This window comes from Streptomyces sp. NPDC041122, assembly GCF_055592445.1.
Map to the genome: position 1 here is coordinate 665,661 of NZ_JBVIYQ010000002.1, position 17,765 is coordinate 683,425.

The following is a 17,765-nucleotide window of genomic DNA, read 5'->3' on the forward strand; positions in this document are numbered from 1 at the left end:
CGGGCCCCAGTCTCACGCAAGATCCATCCGTTCCCGGAACGAGGAGACACCGCGTGACCAGACACCGTCCGACCCGTCGAACGACCGGTCCCGTCGTCCTGGCCCTGGCCGCCGTCCTCGCGGCGGCCCCGGCCGCGCCCGCGGCCGACACCCCGCTGCCCGCCGTCACCCCGCGCGCCGAGACGCCCGTCCTGCACGACGACGACGCGGGCGGCAACGCGGACGCCGACGACCCCGCGATCTGGCGCGACGCCGCGGACCCGGCGCGCAGCCTGGTGATCGCGACGGCCAAGGAGGGCGGGCTGCGCGCGTACGACCTCGACGCCCGCCCCGTGCAGTCGATCGCCGCGCCGCCGGCCGAGGGCCCCGACGACGCACCGGGCCGCTTCAACAACGTGGATCTCGTCCACGGCCTGCAGCTCGGCACCGGCCGCGCCGACCTCGCCGTCACCAGCGACCGGGGCCACGACCGGCTCCGCTTCTACCGCGTCGACCGCGACCGCCCCGGCGGCCCGCTCACCGATGTCACGGACCCCGCGGCCCCGCCGGTCTTCTCCGCCGACCAGGCCGAGATCAACGGACAGCGCACCGCGTACGGCCTGGCCACCTGGCAGGAAGGGGCGACGGGACGCTCGTACGCCCTCGTCAGCCGCCGCGAGCGCACGAGCGTGGCGCTCCTGGAGCTGACCCCGAGCCGGACCGGCAAGGTCACCTACCGCAAGGTCCGCACCCTGGACCTGCCGTCCACGTTCCGGCTGCCGAACGGCAGGTCGTGGACGCCCTGCGCCGAGCCGGGCGAACTCCCCCAGGTCGAGGGCATGGTGGTCGACCCGGCCACCGGCACTCTCTACGCCGGCCAGGAGGACGTGGGCATCTGGCGCGTCCGCGCGGACCTCACGGGCAAGCCCGAACTCGTCGACAAGGTACGGGAGTACGGGGTCCCCGGCACCTACGACGAGGAGACCGAGGAGTGCGCGCCGGGCCCCGACCCCGGCTACGGCGGCAAGCGGATCTCGGCCGACGTGGAGGGCCTGACCCTGGTGCGGGAGCGTGACGGCGACGGCTACCTGCTGGCCTCCAGCCAGGGGGACGACACGTTCGCCGCGTACGACCGCGAGGCGGGCGACCACAACGAGTACGAGGGCGGCTTCCGCGTCACCCCCGCGGGCGGCGCGCTGGACGGCTCCGAGGAGTGCGACGGCGCGGCCGCGCTGAACGAACCGCTCGGCCCGAAGTACCCCCACGGCCTCCTGGTCGTCCAGGACGGCCACGACGCCCCGGGCGAGGGCGACCGCCCGTCGACGAACTTCAAGTTCGTGGACCTGGGGAAAGTCATGGAGGCGCTGGACGACTGACGGGCGGACGCGCTCCCCGGCGAGGCGCACAAGGCGGAATGGACGAGGCGGAACTCACGAGGCGGGGTTCACGGGGCGGGGCTCACACCGTCGCCGCGTACCGCCAGAAGTCCCGCATCGCGGCCGGCGGTGTCGGGCCCGTCAGTTCCCGTTGGGTCAGCAGGATCGCGACCGTGCCCGTCGACGGGGTGACGTGGGCCGTGGTGCCGGTGCCGCCGACCCAGCCGTAGCGGCCCGGGACGTTCCACGGGGAGGTCGGGGCGACGTCGACCGAGCCGCCGTAGCCCCAGCCCTGGCCCTCCGTGAAGAGTTCGCTCGCCTTGCGCTGGGGCGCGGTCAGGTGGTCGGTCATCATCCGGCCGACCGCGTCGGGCGAGAGCAGGCTCCGGCCGGTGCCGGTGGTGCCGCGCGCGAGGAGGAGACGCGCGAAGGCGTACCAGTCGTCCACCGTCGAGACCAGGCCGCCCGCTCCCGAGGGGAACTCGGGGGCGCGGCTCCACTGGCCGTCGGGCGCGTCCACGAGGTGCAGGGTGCCGTCCGCGGGGTCGGGGCGGTAGGCCGTGGTGAAGCGGTGGCGCCGGCCGGCCGGGACGTGGAACGCCGTGTCCTTCATGCCGAGCGGCTCGAAGATCCGCTCGGCGAGGAACTCGTCCAGCGGGCGGCCCGACGCCCGGGCGATCAGCACGCCCTGGATGTCGGAACACGTGTTGTACAGCCAGGCCTCGCCCGGCTGGCGCAGGAGCGGTACACGGGCCAGCGCGGCCATCCACGCGTCCGGCCCCGGGACCAGCTGCGGCTGCGGCGGCCCCTGCTTCAACTCGCTGAACAGCGCCTGCACCGCGGGGAGCGAGAAGTCGGAGGGGAAGCCGTATCCGGCACGGAAGGTGAGCAGGTCCTCGACGGTGATCGGGCGCACCGCCGGGACGACGTCGTCGACCGGCGAGGACGGCGTGCGCACCACGCTCGGCGACGCGAGCTCCGGGAGCCAGCGCGCGACCGGGGCGTCGAGCGCCAGGCGGCCCTCCTCGACCAGCATCATCACGGCCGCCGCGACGATCGGCTTGGTGATCGAGGCGATGCGGAAGAGGGAGTCCCGGGCCATCGGCGCGCTGCCGTCGGCGTCGGCCGCGCCGACGGCCCGCACCTCGACGCGGTCGCCGCGCGCGACCAGGGCGACCGCTCCCGGTGCCATCCCGGGGCCCTTGCCGACGTGCGCCTCCAGCACGTCCCGAAGTTCCGTCCCGTTCATCGGTTCATCACCGTCCACCGTCGTCTCCTCGTGGCCGTACGTACGCCACGTACGCCACGTACAGAGAGGAGACCTCTGGCGGGCCCGGAACTCATCGGTGGGAGGCGCCACCCGACGTCCAGGCTCAGGCGGGCGGCGGTGTCACGGCTTCCTGGCCACCGCCCCGTACGCGTCGACCTCCGTCGTCTCCCCCTGGCCCTCCGGGCGCCAGCGCGTGACCTGGGCCACGCCCGGCTCCAGCAGCTCCAGGCCGTCGAAGAAGGCGCCGATCTCCGCCACGCTCCGCACGTAGTAGGGGATCGCGCCGCTCTTGTTGTACTCGTTCGACGCCGCGATCATGCCCTCGCTCGTCGTCGTCGAGTCGCTGATGACCAGGTAACTCCCGGACGGCAGGCCGGACATGAGGCGGGCCACGAGGTCGCGCGCCCGGGCGTGCTCGGCGACGTGGCCGAGCGTGTTGAGGATGATCAGGGCGACCGGCTGCGAGAGGTCCAGCGTCTTGCCGGCCTCCGCGAGGATCGCCTCGGGCTCGTAGAGGTCGGCGTCGATGTACGCCGTGTGGCCCTCCGGCGTGCTGGTCAGCAGCGCCCGCGCGTGCGCGAGGACCAGCGGGTCGTTGTCGACGTACACGATGCGCGAGTCGGGGGCGGCCCGCTGGGCGACCTCGTGGGTGTTGTCGGCCGTCGGCAGGCCCGTGCCGATGTCCAGGAACTGCCGTACGCCCTGCTCCGTGGCCAGATGGCGCACCGCGCGCCCGAGGAAGAGCCGGCTGGTGCGCGCCACGTCGACCAGACCGGGGAAGATCTGCTTGATGTGGTCGCCGAGCTCGCGGTCCTTCTCGTAGTTGTCCTTGCCGCCCACGAAGTAGTTCCAGAAGCGCGCGGAGTGCGGTGTGCTGGTGTCGATGCGCGCGCGTATGTCAGCGGCTGCTGAGTCGAGCTGAGGGTCGTGATCTGACACGGTTGCCTCCTGGCAAGGTGCTTGCGTCCTGCGTCCGCCGGACCGGGTAGTTCGACGATCAAGCGACAATCTAGACGGTTTCACGCCCCGTTCCATGCCCTGCGCCGTGCTTCGTGCCGGGCACCTTCGCGCCGTCGGGGCCTGCCGGCCCGTCCGGATCCAACTCTCGCGCCCGCAGGCCCGCTTGGAAACGGGACGTGGCGCCGAGCACCGTCATCAGCGCGGCGACGCGTCTGCGGTACGTACGCAGCGACAGACCCAGCTCGCGCGCCGTCACCTCGTCCGTCCGCCCGGCGCCGAGCGCCCGCAGGATCCGGCGCTCCTCCTCGTCCAGCGCGGGCGGGCGGGTACGGCGGAAATCGGCCAGGTCGGTGGCGGTCTCCCACGCCGCGTACAGCAGGGTCCTGACGCCGTCGACGGCGACGGGGGACCGGATCACCGTGAAGGTCCGCACGCCGCGCACCGGGGCGCCGGCGAGGATCGCCACGCGCCGGTCGATGACGATCGCCTCGTGGGCGAGCGGCGCCGCCGAAATGCGCACGTGCGCCCCGGACTCGGCGATCCTGAGCAGCCGTTCCTCGGACTCCTGGTCCGCCAGCGCCCGCGGCGTGTACAGCTTGCGCATGGTCAGCCCGCCGGGAAGGAGCGGCGGCCGTCTGCCCCCGGCGAACGCGGCGTTCACCCCGGGCGAGAAGGTCACGAGGTCCGCGGCCGCGCACAGGAACTCCTCGCGGGCCCCGGTGATCAGGTCGCCCGCCCGGCGCACCAGCTCCCGCTCGCCCCGCAGGGACACGATCTGATCGTCGTTCGATGTGCTCGCCATGGTGGCGACAGTCTGCGGCGCCGGACCGAGGGGGTCAACGGTGGCAGCAAGTGGCCATGTGTTCGCGTACGAAAGGCGTACGACGGAGGATCCGCCCATGACGAAGACGAACGGTACGGACACCTCGGCCGGTGCGACCTCTCCGGACGGCGCGGCCCGCGCGGGCGACTTCCCGATCGGCGGCGAACTCACCGTCCGCCGCATGGGGTTCGGAGCGATGCGGCTGCCCGCCGCCCGGTGGGAAGGGCCCGCACACGACCCCGGGCGCGGCGTCGCCGTGCTGCGCCGCGCAGTGGAGCTCGGTGTGAACCACATCGACACGGCGGCCTTCTACTTCTTCGCGGACATCGCGGCCAACGCCCTCATCCGCAAGGCCCTGCACCCGTACCCCGACGACCTCGTCATCGCCACCAAGGTCGGCCCGGACCGCCGGCCGGACGGGAGCTGGACGGATCCGGCCGGCCCCGCCGAGCTGCGCGCGGCCGTGCACCGCAACCTCCGCGAGCTGGGCCGCGACCACCTCGACCTGGTCTACCTCCGCTTCCTGCGGACCGACGGCCCCGGCGAGGACCGCTTCGCCACGCTCGCGGCACTGCGCGAGGAGGGCCTGATCCGTCACCTCGGCGTCAGCGGCGCCACCCCGCAACAGCTCGCCGAGGCACAGGGGATCGCGCCCGTCGCCGCCGTGCAGAACAGGTTCAGCCTACTGTCGCGCGAACACGCGGGAATGGTCGGCCGGTGCGCGGAGCAGGGCATCGCGTACGTCCCGTACTTCCCGTTCGGCGGCGACGGCGCGCCCGACCTCGATGTGCTGCGGCGCGTCGCCGACCGGCACGGAGCCACGCCCGCGCAGGTCGCGCTGGCGTGGCTGCTCGGCATCTCCCCGGCGACGCTGGTGATCCCGGGGACGTCGTCCCCGGACCACCTGGAGGAGAACGTGGCGGCGGCCGGACTGCGCCTCGACGCAGGCGACCTCGCGGAACTCGCCTGACCTACCAGACCTCTTCCACCCATTCCGGGTGGTCGATGAACGGGTTCCGGTTGTGCTGGAACTTGTCGAATATGACCTGGTTCCGGTTCTTCTCGAACGCGTCCGGCGGATCCTCGTCGCTCCACTGCTTCAGGACCGAGAGGCGGCCGATGGCGGGGGCGCTGCCGTTGTCGACCTTGTCGTTGGGCTCCAGGTCGGGGAAGCCGCCCTCGCCGTCGTACCGTACGGCCATGTAGAGGATCATCCGGGCCACGTCGCCCTTGACGGCGTCGCGCGGTTCGAAGGAGTCGTCGTCGGTGAGGCTGCCGGGGGCGCCGTCGACCGCGCTGCCGCCGTTGTCGAAGTCCTTGTTGCCGCGGACGCTGTTGACCGTGACGTCCTCGGGGCGCAGGTGGTGGATGTCGGTGCCGGGTCCGGTCGCGGTGCCGAAGTCGCCGTGGGACTTGGCCCAGACGTGCTCGCGGTTCCAGTCGCCCTGGTCGCCGCCGCTCGCGCTCTTGCTCCGCGAGGCGCCGCTGTAGAGCAGGATGACGTTCGAGCTGTTGGCCGGGTCCTGGTCGGTGGTCTTGATCGCGTCCCAGACCTGGTCGTACGTGAGCTTGGTCTGCTCGCTGATGATCGTGTGCAGTGCCGACTTGAGCTCGGGTCCCGTCTTGCCGAGCGCGTCCTTGTAGTACGTGTCGTCGTAGACGCCGACGGACGTGCGGGGCGGCGCGGGGGAGGCGGGGGTCGCCGTGGCGGTGGCCGGGACGGTGACGCCGACGAGGACCGCGGCGGCGGTCAGGGCCAGCGGTTTCCAGCGAGGTACACGCGGGAGGGGCATGTGGGGGTGTGTCCTTTCCCGAAGGTCTCGCGCGCGCCGTGCGCCCGGCCGTGGGGGACCAAGAGGCGTGCGGTCTACGCGAGTTGACTAATCAACCATCGGGAGAGTGGCACGGATGCGCGTCCGTCCGTGTGAACGGATCGCGGCGGTTGGGTGACGATGTCATGTGCACGGTCGGCGGGCGGGGGCGGGGGTGCGGCGCCGCGGGTGCGTGCGGTTTCGGAGTGCGGAAGATCTATTCTGAAACTGATCGGCCGGGCCATCGGCCCGGCGTGCGGGTGGAGCACCGCGCGCCCTCCGCAGCCCAGCACCGCCGCACCCGTGAGGAGCTCCCGTTGCCCGAGGCTCTGCCCGCCGCCGGACGTGACGAGGCGAAGGGGCCGGTACCCGGCGGCGGCCTGGTGCTCTGTGTGCTGCTCTCGGCGATGTTCATCGTCCAGTTCGACTTCTTCGTCGTGAACGTGGCCGCGCCGTCGCTGGAGCGCGATCTGCACGCGAGCGCGGGGATGCTCGAACTCGTCGTCGGGGGTTACGCGTTCGCCTTCGCCAGCGGAATGATCACGGGCGGACGCCTCGGCGACCTCTACGGCCACCGCCGTCTGTTCGTCATCGGCATGGCCGCCTTCGGGATGGCCTCGCTGCTCTGCGGCGTCACCGTCACGGCCGGACAGCTGGTGGCGGCACGCCTGGTGCAGGGTGCGGCGGGCGCGCTGATGGTCCCGCAGGTGCTCGCCGTGATCACCGCCCACTTTCCGGCCTCGGCCAAGCCGCGCGCCCTCGCCGGATACGGCATGGCGAGCGGCCTGGGGTCCATCGCGGGGCAGGTGCTGGGCGGCGCGCTGCTCGAAACGCATCTGTTCGTGCCGGGCTGGCGGCTGATCTTCCTGATCAACGTGCCGGTCTGCGCGGTGGCCGCGGTGCTGGCGGCCCGTCGCCTGCCCGCCCCGGCGCCCGGCGGGAACGCGGGGCTCGACCCGCTGGGCGCGGTCGGGGTCTGCCTCTCGCTCGTCCTGCTCCTGCTGCCGCTCTCCCTGGGCAGGACCTCCGGCTGGCCCGCCTGGTCGTGGATCTGCATGGTGGCGGCGGTGCCGGCGGCCGTCGGCACGCTGCTCCGGGAACGCGCCCTGACCCGCCGGTCGGGCAGCCCCGTCCTCGACCTCACCCTGTTCCGCAGCGCCTCCTTCACCTCGGGGATGATCGCCGGGATCGCCTTCCAGCTCTACTTCGGCAGCTTCATGTTCACCCTCACGCTGCTGCTCCAGTCGGGCCTCGGACTTGGTCCGCTCGCCGCCGGTCTGACGTTCGCTCCCATGGGGGTCCTCTTCGGGGTGAGTTCCCTGCTGGACAGACGGCTCATGGGCCGGTACGGGATGACGGTCCTGCTGGCGGGCAGCGCGACGACGGGGGCCGGACTGCTGGCGCTGACGCTGCTGCTCCACGCGTCCGGCGCGTCGACCGGGGTGCCCTGGGTCGTGCTCTGCCTCTGCCTGATCGGCTGCGGCAACGGCCTCGTGCTGCCCGCGCTGATCGGCGCGGCCCTGGTGCAGGTGCGCCCGCACAAGGCGGGCGCGGCCTCCGGAGTGCTCACCACCTCGCAGCAGTTCGCCAGTTCGGCAGGCGTCGCGGTGGTCGGGGCGACGTTCTTCGCGATGCTGGGCGCGTCCCCGACGGCGCGCGACTACGCGCACGCGATGACGGCTTCCGCCCTGATCGACCTGGCGCTGGTGGCGGCGGTCCTGTGCATGTGCCGGCTGATCAAACGCCGTACGGAGGCGGGGGATCCGTCGGGGGCGTGAACGGTGGGGGCGTGAACGGCTGGGGCGTGACCCGGGCGTTCTGCCCTGCCCTGGCTCGGCCCCGCCCGGCCGTGATGCGGCCACTGGCCCTGTGGCCCCCAGCGCAGCCCGGTGACGCCCGGCGCGAGCCGGCGCATCCGGGCGCCCCCGCTCACGCCCTCCGCGGCGAAGCCAGCACATACCGCCCCCCGGAGCCCCGCTCCGCGTGCTCGCTCGTCTGCCAGCCCGCCCGGGACAGGGCATCCGCGCACGCCCGCAACCCCTCCCGCGTCGGCTCCCGGACGGCCACCGCCTCCGGCTGCGGGGTCTCCGCCACCCGGTAGCCGGGGGCGCCGGGGGCCGCCGGGCGGCACTCGGCCGCCTCCAGGGCCAGCGCCGCCGCCTGCACCAGGTGCGCCCGTTCCCAGCCGCACGGACGGTCCCTCGCGCCATCCGTGTTCGTCATGCGGCGCAGCTCCACCAGACCCTCCCAGGCGCTCCGGACCTCCCGCGCGCGGGCGGCGCCCTCGGCGCCGGGCCGCTCCGTCTCCGTGCCCGTCCGCGCGGCGAAGACCCCCGAAGCCGCCGAAGCCGCCGACGGAGCAGGCGCCGGCGCGGGCGACGGGGCGGGGTCCTGGGCCGCGCCCTCCTCCCGTACGCGATGACCTGCCGGCGTCAGAAAGCACGCGTGCGGCGGCCGGGGGTGGCGGAAGGCGAGGCGCGCCCGCACCAGGCCCGCGAGCTGGGTCTCGGTGCCGGACAGGCGCCCGGTCGCCGGGTCCGCTGCCTCGATGATCCGTCGCTGAACGGCAGTAGGCGGTCTCACCGCACGCACCCCTTCCCCGGCCGGTCCCGTCACCTGCTACCGATGGTGCACCGAGCCACTGACATCAGGGCGCCGTCGACATCACCAGCTCCAGCACCCGCCGGTCCTCCGCCGCGTCGGCCCGCTCCTCGGGCGTGCCGGGATACGTGTCCAGGAGCACGTCCGTGGCACCGAGCCCCGCCAGCGTCTCCAGGTCGGCGCGGACCTGCTCCGCGCTGCCGTGCCCGAGCGGACGCTCGGGGGAGTCGGGCACCTCGCCGAGCCGGATCTGCAGACGCGGCACCAGGTCCGGCACCGGACGGCCCGCCGCCTCCGCCTCCGCCGCGATACGGGGGAGCGCCTCGTCGAGCAGCGCGCGGCTCGGCATGAACGGGTGCCAGCCCTCGCCCAGCCTGGCCGCGCGGCGCTGCGCCGCCGGGGAGTTGCCGCCGACCCAGACGGGCAGCCCGGGCCGGGTCGCGGGCGCCGGGGCGGTGCGGACGCCCTCGTACGCGACGTACTCGCCGGCGAAGGACGTGGGGTCCTCGCTCCACGCCGCGCGGATCGCCGTCAGGTATTCGTCGGTGATCGCGCCGCGCTCACGGAAGGGCACGCCGAGGACCTCGTACTCGGCGGCCGACCAGCCCACCCCGGCGCCCAGGATGAACCCGGCCTCGTTCAAGCGGTCGATGTTGGCGGCCATCCGCGCGGTCTGCAGCGGGTGCCGGTACGGGATGACGGTGATCGTCGTGCCCAGCCGCAGCCCCGGCACCCGGCCCGCGAGGTACGCGGCGAGCACGAACTGGTCGTAGAACGGCGCCGGATAGACCCCGTGGACGTCCGGGGTCACCGCTATGTGGTCGGAGATCATCGCGAACCCGAGCCCGAGGTCGCGGGCGTCGGTCGCCTGCCGCAGCAGGGAGTCGGGGGTGGTGCCGGAGCCGAAGTTGAGGAGGTTCACGCCGTATCGCATGACCGCAGTCTTGATGATCATCGGCGGGCGTGTCGAATACGAAGTCGCCTACGAAAAGGGGCCCGGCGCCCTCGCGCAGGGGCCCCTTCGCACGCGGTCCATCAGTGCAGCAGCTGCGGCCGCAGGTTCCAGCTCGCCACCACATGGCGCCGGTGCTCCGTGCTCAGCCGGCTCACCGTGCCGGTGGCGAGCAGGAACATCGAGCCGCCCGACGCGGGCAGGCCGAGCCTGCGGGCCGTCAGGACGCGCAGGAAGTGACTGTGGGCGAAGAGGACCACGCTGCCCTCGTTGTCGGCGAGCGCCGCGTCCACCTTCGCGAGCATCCGGTCGGCGCGCTCGCCCACCTGCTCGGGCGACTCCCCGGGGTGCTCCGGCGGGCCCGGGGCGACACCGTCCGTGAAGAGGTACCAGTCGGGCCGGGTGCGGTGGATGTCGAAGGTCGTGACGCCCTCGTACGCCCCGTAGTCCCACTCGGCGAGGTCCGGGTCCACCCGGGCGTCGCCGAAACCGGCCAGCTCCGCGGTCTCCCGCGAGCGCTGCCGGGGACTGGTGAAGGCGGCCCCGATCCGGAACCTGCCGATGAGCGGGGCGAGGGAGCGGGCCTGCTCCCTGCCGTTGTCGGTGAGGGGGATGTCCGTCCAGCCGGTGTGCTGCCCCGAGAGGGACCACTCCGTCTCGCCGTGCCGCACGAGGAGCAGATCACCCATGGTCGCGCCGTTCCTGTTCTTCCGGTGGTGGCGGCGCCGTCCGGCACCGCCACCACCGAGCCTGCCACGCCCCCGGGACCCGGCGCCCGGCGGGGACCGGCAAGCGGGCGCTACATGCCCTGCGGCACCCGCGCGGGACGGCCCGAGCCGCGCGTCAGGGTGTAGCCGCCGACGCCCGCGAGGGCCGCGAGGACGCCCCCGGCGCCCGTCCACAGCCAGCGCGAGGACCACCAGCCGCCCGACCAGCCGTCCTCGGGCTCGACGGCCGCCGCGCGGGCCTGCTTCTCGTCCGAGCCCGCGCCCGGTACCAGGGGCTCGCCGAGCGTCCCGTCCACCGCCTGCGCGCCGCCCGCGTCGGTCGTGGTGACCTTCGCCTCGGCCCGCACCGGAAGGCCCAGGTCGTCCGCCTCGAGGTCGGCGACGGTGAGCCGCGCGTAGTACGTGCCCGGCAGCGGGTCGTTCGCCCACCGCTCCGACCAGGACCGCACCGTGCGCAACGTGCACGACAGCGACACCGACGCGGCGTCCTGCCCGGCCGTCCTGGACGGCGTGCCGAGCCGGCAGGCCTGGCGGCGCCGCAGCCCGTCGTACACGTCGACCCGCCAGGTGGACGCGGCGTGCCGGGCCGCGGCGTCCGGCAGCTGCACCGTCGCGTGCACGGTGGCGCGCTGACCGGTGTCCACGGGGAAGGCCCAGTAGAGGTAGTCACCCGTGGACGCCTCCGCGGAGGCCTCCTGGCCGGGCCGGACGGTGGTCGCCGTACGGAAGGACGTGCCCGCCTCCGTGACCTTCTCCGGGGCGTCGTCGTCGGCGGTCGCGGCCCCCGCGGCGCCGGTCAGCGCCAGCAGGGCGGTACCGGTCACCGCGGCGAAGCGCCGCACCCCACGTGTCGTACGCATCAGTTGGTCCTCCAGACCGCGAAGCGCCAGCGTGACAGCCAGCCCCAGAGCACACCGGCGAGGAAGCCGACGAGGACGAGCAGGCCGAGCAGCCACCAGCCGTGGCCCAGACCGAAGAAGGCGACGTCGGACGCGTCGTCGGGGGAGTCGACCAGGTCGACCGCGAGCTCGACGGGCAGGCCCGGCGAGGTCTTCACCGACGCGGGCGCGGAGAAGGAGTTGCTGACGCGCAGGCAGACGGTCTCCGCCGCGGCGCTCTCGTCGTCCTCGTCGTCGGCCTCGGGCCTGGGGTAGCGCAGACCGGTCGAGATCACGTCGGTGCGTCCGTCGCCGGACTCCTGGCCGCGCACGATCTCGCGGCCCTTCGGCGTCTCGGCGCGCAGCAGCACGCCGTAGTCCTGGTGCACGGCGCGGTCCGCGGCCACGCTGACGGAGGCGCGCAGCTCCTTGCCGGCCGGTACGTCCACCCGGTACCAGCGGTGCTCGCCGAACTTCTCCCGGTCGGTGTAGAGGCCCGACTCCAGCTTCGGGGCGGCGGAGCACTGCGCGGCGCCCTTCGCCTCGACGGGCGTGACGACCGGGTCGGCCGCCCGGTCCACCAACTGCTTGACGCGGCCGGAGAGTTCGTCGGTGTGCCGGACCGAGGTGTACGTGCCGCCGGTGGCCTCCGCGATGCAGCTCAGCTGGTCGCGGGTCTTGGCGTCGGGCACCAGGCCGAGCGTGTCGATGGTGAGGTGGATGCCCTTGGCCGAGATGTCGCGGGCGACCACGCACGGGTCGAGCGGCTGGCAGGTGTCCTCACCGTCGGAGATCAGCACGATGCGGCGGCTGCGCTCCGCGGTGTCGTCCGTCAGGTCGTCGGCGGCCTTGAGCAGCGTCGGGCCGATGGGGGTCCAGCCGGTCGGCGCGAGCGTCGCCACGGCGGTCTTGGCGTCGGTGCGGCCCGCCTTGTCGAGCCGCTCCACGGGGTAGAGCAGCTCGGTGTCCTTGCAGCCCGTCTTGCGGTCGTCGCCGCGGTAGTTGGCGCCGAGGGTGCGTATGCCGAGGGCGACCTCGTCCGGGGTCGCGTCCAGGACCTCGTTGAAGGCCTGCTTCGCGGCGGCCATGCGGGACTTGCCGTCGATGTCGCGGGCGCGCATGGAGCCGCTGACGTCGAGGACCAGCTCGACCTTGGGGGAGGGCTGGGCCGGTTCGTCGTCGTCATCGGCCGCGGCGGGGCCTGCCGTGACGAGCCCGGCGGTCAGGGCGGCGAGCAGGGCGATGACCCAGGCCGCCGGCCGTTGTCTTGTGATCATCGCCGGATCTTATTGATCTCCGCGCGCATCCCCAAAACGAGGTCAGAACGGTACGGGCGGACACGGCCTGACCACACGTCACGCCCGTCGGCCGGACGGCTCGGCCCGGACGGAGTCAGCCGGGACGGATCAGCGCTTCAGCTCCCGGCCGCCGAACGCCCCGGACCCGTCCGCCCGCTTCCACCACGCCTCCAACGCGGCTTGGTCCATCGCCTGCCAGTCGGGGGTCGCCTGGACGAGCGCCCCGCCGAGCCGCCGCCCGAGGTCCACCAGCGCGCGGCCGGAGACGGTGCGCTCCGCGTCGTAAGCGGCGAGGGCGTCCACCCAGGTGTCCGTCGAGGTCAGGGCGGCCTCCAGGGCCGTGGCGTCCTGGAGCGCCTTCACCGCGCCCGCGCCGGTGTGCGGCCGGGCCACCGCCGCCGCGTCGCCGAGCAGCAGGGAGCGGTCGGCGGTGCAGCGCGGCGCGGTGAAGTCGTACATGGGCTGCAGGAAGAGCTCGCCGGGCGCCGTCTCGCGCACCAGCGCGCCCCAGTACGGGGGCAGCAGTTCGTCGGCGACGTACGCGAGGTGCGCGGCGAGCGCCTCGGTGAGGCCGCCGGGCGGCAGGCTCGTGGGGCCGGTCACCCGCAGGTCGAGTCCGAGCCCGAGGTCGAGGTCCGGGGGCGGCGCGGTGTACAGGACCCAGTTGACGCGGTGGCCGCCCGCTCCGTCCGGGATGCGGTAGATGATGACGTGCCCGCCGGGGAAGACGGCGTACACGCAGATGTCGTCGGGCCACAACTCCGGTTGCCTCAGGCGGGATACGGGGAACGCGCCGCGCCAGGCGAGATACCCCGCGTACGCCGGACGCACCTCACCGAAGCAGGCCGCGCGGACCACCGAGCGGTAGCCGTCGGCGCCGATCACGACATCGTGCCGCGCGCTCCCCGCCCCGGTGACGACCTCGACGCCCCCGCCCCCGGGGTGCACCGACCGGACCGACCGCACCTCGGCGCCCGTCCGGAAGTCGACGCCACGCGGGACGCGCCCGCGCAACTCCCGCCAGAGGGGACCCCAGTTGTACGTACGGAAGGGGAACGGCAGCACCGCGATCTCCCGCCCCACGGGGGACCCCGCCGCGTCGTCCCGCACGTACCAGCGCCGCCGTGTGAGCCGCACCCACGGCATGCCCGCGTCGAGGTATCCCGCCGACTCCAGCTCCGCGTAACGGGAGTCGTGCACGGCGAGCCCCACGCCCCGGTCGGCCAGGTCCCCGGCGGCGCGCTCGTACACGGTGATCTCATCCGCGCCGCCCCGGTGCGCGGCCAGCGCCGCAGCGCACCCGGCGACGCTGCCGCCGACGACGGCGACGTTCCCTCCACGCGTCATGGCGCCATCCTGGCAGCCCCGGTGACCGGCTGTCAGCGCAGCGAGACCCCGCGCCCGGCGAAGAACGGCTCGAACTCGACGGGGGAGAGTCGCGCGGTGCGGGTCGCCGCGTCGATGCCCGACGGGTTGTGGAAGTGCAGGGCCCCGTCGGCGCAGCGGCGGGTCACGAGGACCAGGTGGCCGCCCCTGCCGGGCGCGGGGCGGTGCGGGCGGCGGATCTCGAAGTGCACCGAGGCGATGACCTTGCGGCCCGCGTCGAGGAGGGCGCCGATCTCCTCGACGGAGAGGTGCCGGTGGACCTCGGCGTCGACGCCGTGCGCCTCGCGGGCGTACTCCGCGAAGGGCGCGTAGACCATGCCGCGGATCTCGCCGTCCACGTCCGTGTACGCGCCGAACTTCAGCGCGCCGTCCCGCAGTTCGAAGAGCGAGGGCGCGGACGGGCCGAGCGCCATCCGGTAGCAGGTCAGGCCGCACAGGTGGCCGCACCAGCGGGCGTAGTCCGCCACGGTCGCCGCACCCGACGCGGGCCACGCCGGGTCGGCGGCGCGGTCGAAGCCCTCGTACACGATGGGCCCGACGAGCTCGGGCGAGGCGAACTGCGTGTGGACGGGCACGGCGCAGGTGGCGCAGGACGGCATGGGGCTCCAGGGATCGGTGGCGGCGGGGCGGTGACCCTCGGCTCAACGGCTCCGGGACGTCGCGGGGTCCGGTGTCACTGACGATATCCGCTGAGGAAGCGGCCGATGCGGCTGATCGCGGCGTCCAGGTCGTCGGCGTGCGGGAGCGTGAGGACGCGGAAGTGGTCGGGGCGGGGCCAGTTGAAGCCGGTGCCCTGGACGACCTGGATCTTCTCCTGGAGGAGCAGGTCGAGGACGAACTTCTCGTCGTCGTGGATCGGGTGGACCTTCGGGTCCAGGCGCGGGAAGGCGTACAGGGCGCCCTTCGGCTTCACGCAGGAGACGCCGGGGATCTCGTTCAGCTTCTCCCAGGCCCGGTCGCGCTGCTCGTGCAACCGGCCGCCGGGCGCGGTGAGTTCGTGGATGGACTGGCGGCCGCCGAGCGCGGCCTGGATGGCGTACTGCGCGGGGGCGTTGGGGCACAGCCGCATGGAGGCGAGCATCGTCAGCCCCTCCAGATAGCTCTTGGCGTGCTGCTGCGGTCCGGTGACGACCATCCAGCCCGACCGGAAACCGGCCACGCGGTACGTCTTGGAGAGCCCGCAGAAGGTGAGGACGACGAGGTCGGGGGCGAGGGCGGCGACGCCGTGGTGCACGGCGCCGTCGTACAGGATCTGGTCGTAGATCTCGTCGGCGAAGACCATCAGGCCGTGCCGGCGCGCCAGGTCGAGAATGCCCTCCAGGATCTCCTTCGGGTAGACCGCGCCCGTCGGGTTGTTGGGGTTGATGATCACGACGGCCTTGGTGCGGTCGGTGATCTTCGAGGCCATGTCGTCGAGGTCGGGGTACCAGTCGGCGGACTCGTCGCACACGTAGTGGACGGCCTTGCCTCCGGAGAGGGTGGTGACGGCGGTCCAGAGGGGGAAGTCCGGGGCGGGGATGAGGACTTCGTCGCCGTCCTCCAGGAGCGCCTGCACCGCCATGGTGACGAGCTCGGAGACGCCGTTGCCGAGGAAGACGTCGTCGACGGAGACCTCGTCGAGGCCGAGCGCCTGGTAGCGCTGGGCGACGGCGCGGCGGGCGGAGAGGATGCCGCGCGAGTCCGTGTAGCCGTGCGCCTGGGGGAGCATCCGGATCATGTCCTGGACGATCTCCTCGGGCGCCTCGAAGCCGAAGAGCGCGGGATTGCCGGTGTTGAGCCGGAGCACGCTGTGGCCCGCCTCCTCCAGGGCGTTGGCGTGCTCGATGACGGGGCCCCGGATCTCGTAACAGACCTCGCTGAGCTTGCTCGACTGCCGGAACTCCATGCGGTGCGCCTCCCGTGACGTGTGTTACTTGGTTTTACCAAGGGGGCGCTTGGAAAGTCCAACAACTTGCTTAGACTATGCCGCATGCCACCTCGCCGAAGCTACGACCAGTACTGTGCGGCCGCCCGTGCGCTCGACGCCGTGGGCGACCGCTGGACCCTGCTGATCGTCAGGGAGCTGCTGGCCGGCCCCCGCCGCTACACCGACCTCCACGCCGACCTGCCGGGCGTCAGCACGGACGTGCTGGCCTCGCGCCTGAAGGACATGGAGCAGCGGGGCCTTGCGACGCGGCGCAGGCTGCCCCCGCCGTCGGCGGCGTACGTCTACGAACTCAGCGGCAGGGGTAGGGAGTTGCTGCCCGTCCTGGAGGCGCTCGCAGCCTGGGGCGCCCCCGGTCTGGCGGAGCGGGCGCCGACGGACGCGGTGCGGGCACACTGGTTCGCGCTGCCGCTGCTGCGGTGCCTCGCGGCGGCCGGGGCCGGGGCGGAGGGTGTGGTGGAGGTGCGGCTCGACGAGGGCTGCTTCCACGTGCGGCTGGCCGCCGCCGACGGGGACCGGACGTACGGGGACGGGCCCGCGCCGGCCGGCGCCGACGCGGCCCTCACGCTGGACGCGGCGACGTGCGTGGCGGTGAGCCGCGGCGAGCTCACGATCGGGCAGGGCGTACGGGAGGGCCGGATCGAGGTCGCCGGCGATTCCGTGCTGGCGAAGGCGCTGCGCGGGGCGTGACGAAGGTGGCGCGGGAGGCGTGGCGGCGGCCGGGGAGTCCGGGCGCGCCCCTCCCGGCGGGGCGGAGGCGCGCCCGGACTCCCCGGCCGCTGGCGCGGGTTACGGCAGCGGGCCGCCGCGGGCCGTGGTCCAGAGGTCGTACCACTCCTCGTGGGTGAGTTCCGGCTCGCGGGTGACGGCGTCGCGGCAGGCGAGGATGCGTTCGGGGCGGCTCGTGCCGATGACCGGGGCGATGCGCGCCGGGTGGCGCTGGAGCCACCAGAGCAGGATCGTCTCCGGTGTCGTCCGCTTGCGTTCGGCGAGGGCCGCGACGAGCGTGGCGGTGGGGGAGTCGGTGCGGCCGGTGTAGCGGCCCTGGGCGAGGGCGCCCCACGCCTGCACCTGGACGCCGTGGGCCCGGCAGTAGTCGAGGGTGCCGTGCGGAAAGCCGTTCTCGGCGGCGGCCGGGGTGTTCACGAGGACCCCCGCCTCGACCCAGTCCCTGCTGCTCAGGCTCATCTCCAACTGGTCGGCCACCAGCGGGAATTCGAGGTGCTGCTGCAGGTGCGCGATCTGTGCGGCGCTCATGTTGGACACGCCGAAGTGGCGCACCAGGCCCTGGTCGCGCAGGGAGGTGAGCGCCCGCGCGATCTCCTCCGGGCCGGTGAGCGGGTCGGGCCGGTGCAGCAGGAGTACGTCGATCACGTCCGTGCGGAGCCGGCCGAGGCTCTCCTCGACCCGCCGGACGATGCTCGGACCGCGCAGGTCGTACATGCCCGGCAGCTCGCCCTCCGCCTGCCGGATGCCGCACTTGGTCTGCAGCACGATGCGGTCGCGCAGCTCCGGCGCCCTGGCGAGCAGCTCGCCGAAGACCGCCTCGGCCTTGCCCTTGCGGTAGATGTCGGCGTGGTCGAACACGGTGATGCCGATGGCCAGCGCGGCCTCGACCGCGGCCTCCGCTTGGGCGATGTCCGCGGCGGTGTACGGGGTGGTGTCCCAGGTGCCGCCGAGCCCCATGCACCCGTACAGCGGCTGCCCCGCGGGCAGGTCGTTCTGCGCGGTCATGCGTCTCCCTCCGTGGTGAACTCCGTGACGCGTCAGCTCGTCGTC

17 protein-coding genes are annotated in these 17,765 nt (G+C 73.6%); 4 read left to right on the plus strand and 13 right to left on the minus strand.

Translation table 11 applies throughout. The features are described from left to right. Nucleotides 1–53: 53 nt before the first annotated feature. Nucleotides 54–1,355: a phytase gene (locus tag ACZ6B8_RS09120; protein ID WP_471606767.1), complete on the plus strand. Its 1,302-nt coding sequence runs from the start codon at nucleotides 54–56 to the stop codon at nucleotides 1,353–1,355. An 82-nt stretch (nucleotides 1,356–1,437) separates the two neighbouring features. Here ACZ6B8_RS09120 and ACZ6B8_RS09125 read toward each other — a convergent pair whose 3' ends face one another. From ACZ6B8_RS09125 to ACZ6B8_RS09135, 3 genes are all read right to left on the minus strand, one after another. Continuing rightward, complete coding sequence (locus ACZ6B8_RS09125) at nucleotides 1,438–2,604, minus strand: serine hydrolase domain-containing protein (RefSeq protein ID WP_471607179.1); 1,167 nt, start codon at nucleotides 2,602–2,604, stop codon at nucleotides 1,438–1,440. Nucleotides 2,605–2,745: 141 nt separating this feature from the next. Then, nucleotides 2,746–3,564, minus strand: coding sequence for an SAM-dependent methyltransferase (locus tag ACZ6B8_RS09130; protein ID WP_471077921.1), 819 nt, complete (start codon nucleotides 3,562–3,564; stop codon nucleotides 2,746–2,748). 70 nt (nucleotides 3,565–3,634) lie between these two features. Continuing rightward, a complete protein-coding gene (locus ACZ6B8_RS09135; RefSeq protein WP_471077924.1) occupies nucleotides 3,635–4,387 on the minus strand; it encodes a helix-turn-helix transcriptional regulator in 753 nt (250 codons plus the stop codon). 97 nt (nucleotides 4,388–4,484) lie between these two features. Between ACZ6B8_RS09135 and ACZ6B8_RS09140 the strand changes: the two genes are divergently transcribed. Beyond that, a complete protein-coding gene (locus ACZ6B8_RS09140) occupies nucleotides 4,485–5,378 on the plus strand; it encodes an oxidoreductase (RefSeq protein ID WP_471606768.1) in 894 nt (297 codons plus the stop codon). Between the two features lies 1 nt (nucleotide 5,379). Here ACZ6B8_RS09140 and ACZ6B8_RS09145 read toward each other — a convergent pair whose 3' ends face one another. Then, nucleotides 5,380–6,201, minus strand: coding sequence for an endonuclease I family protein (locus ACZ6B8_RS09145; protein ID WP_471606769.1), 822 nt, complete (start codon nucleotides 6,199–6,201; stop codon nucleotides 5,380–5,382). 335 nt (nucleotides 6,202–6,536) lie between these two features. Between ACZ6B8_RS09145 and ACZ6B8_RS09150 the strand changes: the two genes are divergently transcribed. Further along, complete coding sequence (locus tag ACZ6B8_RS09150; protein WP_471606770.1) at nucleotides 6,537–7,997, plus strand: MFS transporter; 1,461 nt, start codon at nucleotides 6,537–6,539, stop codon at nucleotides 7,995–7,997. A gap of 151 nt (nucleotides 7,998–8,148) precedes the next feature. Here ACZ6B8_RS09150 and ACZ6B8_RS09155 read toward each other — a convergent pair whose 3' ends face one another. The 8 genes from ACZ6B8_RS09155 to ACZ6B8_RS09190 form a co-directional block, all read right to left on the minus strand. Then, entirely contained in the window at nucleotides 8,149–8,802 is a 654-nt protein-coding gene (locus ACZ6B8_RS09155; RefSeq protein ID WP_471606771.1) for a hypothetical protein, read from the minus strand. Nucleotides 8,803–8,866: 64 nt separating this feature from the next. Next, nucleotides 8,867–9,775, minus strand: a complete 909-nt coding sequence (locus ACZ6B8_RS09160) for a TIGR03619 family F420-dependent LLM class oxidoreductase (protein ID WP_471606772.1) — start codon at nucleotides 9,773–9,775, stop codon at nucleotides 8,867–8,869. Between the two features lie 80 nt (nucleotides 9,776–9,855). After that, nucleotides 9,856–10,461, minus strand: a complete 606-nt coding sequence (locus tag ACZ6B8_RS09165; protein ID WP_471077942.1) for a histidine phosphatase family protein — start codon at nucleotides 10,459–10,461, stop codon at nucleotides 9,856–9,858. A 110-nt stretch (nucleotides 10,462–10,571) separates the two neighbouring features. Continuing rightward, nucleotides 10,572–11,360 (minus strand): hypothetical protein, encoded by a 789-nt coding sequence (locus ACZ6B8_RS09170; RefSeq protein ID WP_471606773.1) that lies wholly within the window; start codon nucleotides 11,358–11,360, stop codon nucleotides 10,572–10,574. After that, entirely contained in the window at nucleotides 11,360–12,655 is a 1,296-nt protein-coding gene (locus ACZ6B8_RS09175) for a VWA domain-containing protein (protein WP_471606774.1), read from the minus strand. The genes ACZ6B8_RS09170 and ACZ6B8_RS09175 overlap by 1 nt, the downstream gene beginning before the upstream one ends. A 129-nt stretch (nucleotides 12,656–12,784) precedes the next feature. Next, the gene (locus ACZ6B8_RS09180) at nucleotides 12,785–14,023 is read right to left on the minus strand and encodes an FAD-dependent monooxygenase (protein ID WP_471606775.1); all 1,239 of its coding nucleotides are present in this window, start codon (nucleotides 14,021–14,023) and stop codon (nucleotides 12,785–12,787) included. A 32-nt stretch (nucleotides 14,024–14,055) separates the two neighbouring features. After that, on the minus strand, nucleotides 14,056–14,661 hold the full coding sequence (locus tag ACZ6B8_RS09185; protein ID WP_471606776.1) for a peptidase: 606 nt from the start codon (nucleotides 14,659–14,661) through the stop codon (nucleotides 14,056–14,058). Nucleotides 14,662–14,735: 74 nt separating this feature from the next. Beyond that, complete coding sequence (locus ACZ6B8_RS09190; protein ID WP_471606777.1) at nucleotides 14,736–15,947, minus strand: pyridoxal phosphate-dependent aminotransferase; 1,212 nt, start codon at nucleotides 15,945–15,947, stop codon at nucleotides 14,736–14,738. Between the two features lie 84 nt (nucleotides 15,948–16,031). Between ACZ6B8_RS09190 and ACZ6B8_RS09195 the strand changes: the two genes are divergently transcribed. Next, nucleotides 16,032–16,676: a winged helix-turn-helix transcriptional regulator gene (locus ACZ6B8_RS09195; protein ID WP_471606778.1), complete on the plus strand. Its 645-nt coding sequence runs from the start codon at nucleotides 16,032–16,034 to the stop codon at nucleotides 16,674–16,676. Between the two features lie 99 nt (nucleotides 16,677–16,775). On the opposite strand, the gene ACZ6B8_RS09200 is transcribed toward ACZ6B8_RS09195, so the two are convergent. After that, complete coding sequence (locus ACZ6B8_RS09200) at nucleotides 16,776–17,720, minus strand: aldo/keto reductase (protein ID WP_471606779.1); 945 nt, start codon at nucleotides 17,718–17,720, stop codon at nucleotides 16,776–16,778. Between the last annotated feature and the right edge of the window lie 45 nt (nucleotides 17,721–17,765).

Coding starts and splice junctions, on each gene's coding strand:
- ACZ6B8_RS09125 (WP_471607179.1), bottom strand. CDS start 2,604: ATGAACGGGACGGAACTTCGGGACGTGCTGGAGGCGCACGTCGGCAAG.
- ACZ6B8_RS09135 (WP_471077924.1), bottom strand. CDS start 4,387: ATGGCGAGCACATCGAACGACGATCAGATCGTGTCCCTGCGGGGCGAG.
- ACZ6B8_RS09140 (WP_471606768.1), top strand. CDS start 4,485: ATGACGAAGACGAACGGTACGGACACCTCGGCCGGTGCGACCTCTCCG.
- ACZ6B8_RS09145 (WP_471606769.1), bottom strand. CDS start 6,201: ATGCCCCTCCCGCGTGTACCTCGCTGGAAACCGCTGGCCCTGACCGCC.
- ACZ6B8_RS09160 (WP_471606772.1), bottom strand. CDS start 9,775: ATGATCATCAAGACTGCGGTCATGCGATACGGCGTGAACCTCCTCAAC.
- ACZ6B8_RS09165 (WP_471077942.1), bottom strand. CDS start 10,461: ATGGGTGATCTGCTCCTCGTGCGGCACGGCGAGACGGAGTGGTCCCTC.
- ACZ6B8_RS09170 (WP_471606773.1), bottom strand. CDS start 11,360: ATGCGTACGACACGTGGGGTGCGGCGCTTCGCCGCGGTGACCGGTACC.
- ACZ6B8_RS09175 (WP_471606774.1), bottom strand. CDS start 12,655: ATGATCACAAGACAACGGCCGGCGGCCTGGGTCATCGCCCTGCTCGCC.
- ACZ6B8_RS09180 (WP_471606775.1), bottom strand. CDS start 14,023: ATGACGCGTGGAGGGAACGTCGCCGTCGTCGGCGGCAGCGTCGCCGGG.
- ACZ6B8_RS09185 (WP_471606776.1), bottom strand. CDS start 14,661: ATGCCGTCCTGCGCCACCTGCGCCGTGCCCGTCCACACGCAGTTCGCC.
- ACZ6B8_RS09190 (WP_471606777.1), bottom strand. CDS start 15,947: ATGGAGTTCCGGCAGTCGAGCAAGCTCAGCGAGGTCTGTTACGAGATC.
- ACZ6B8_RS09195 (WP_471606778.1), top strand. CDS start 16,032: ATGCCACCTCGCCGAAGCTACGACCAGTACTGTGCGGCCGCCCGTGCG.
- ACZ6B8_RS09200 (WP_471606779.1), bottom strand. CDS start 17,720: ATGACCGCGCAGAACGACCTGCCCGCGGGGCAGCCGCTGTACGGGTGC.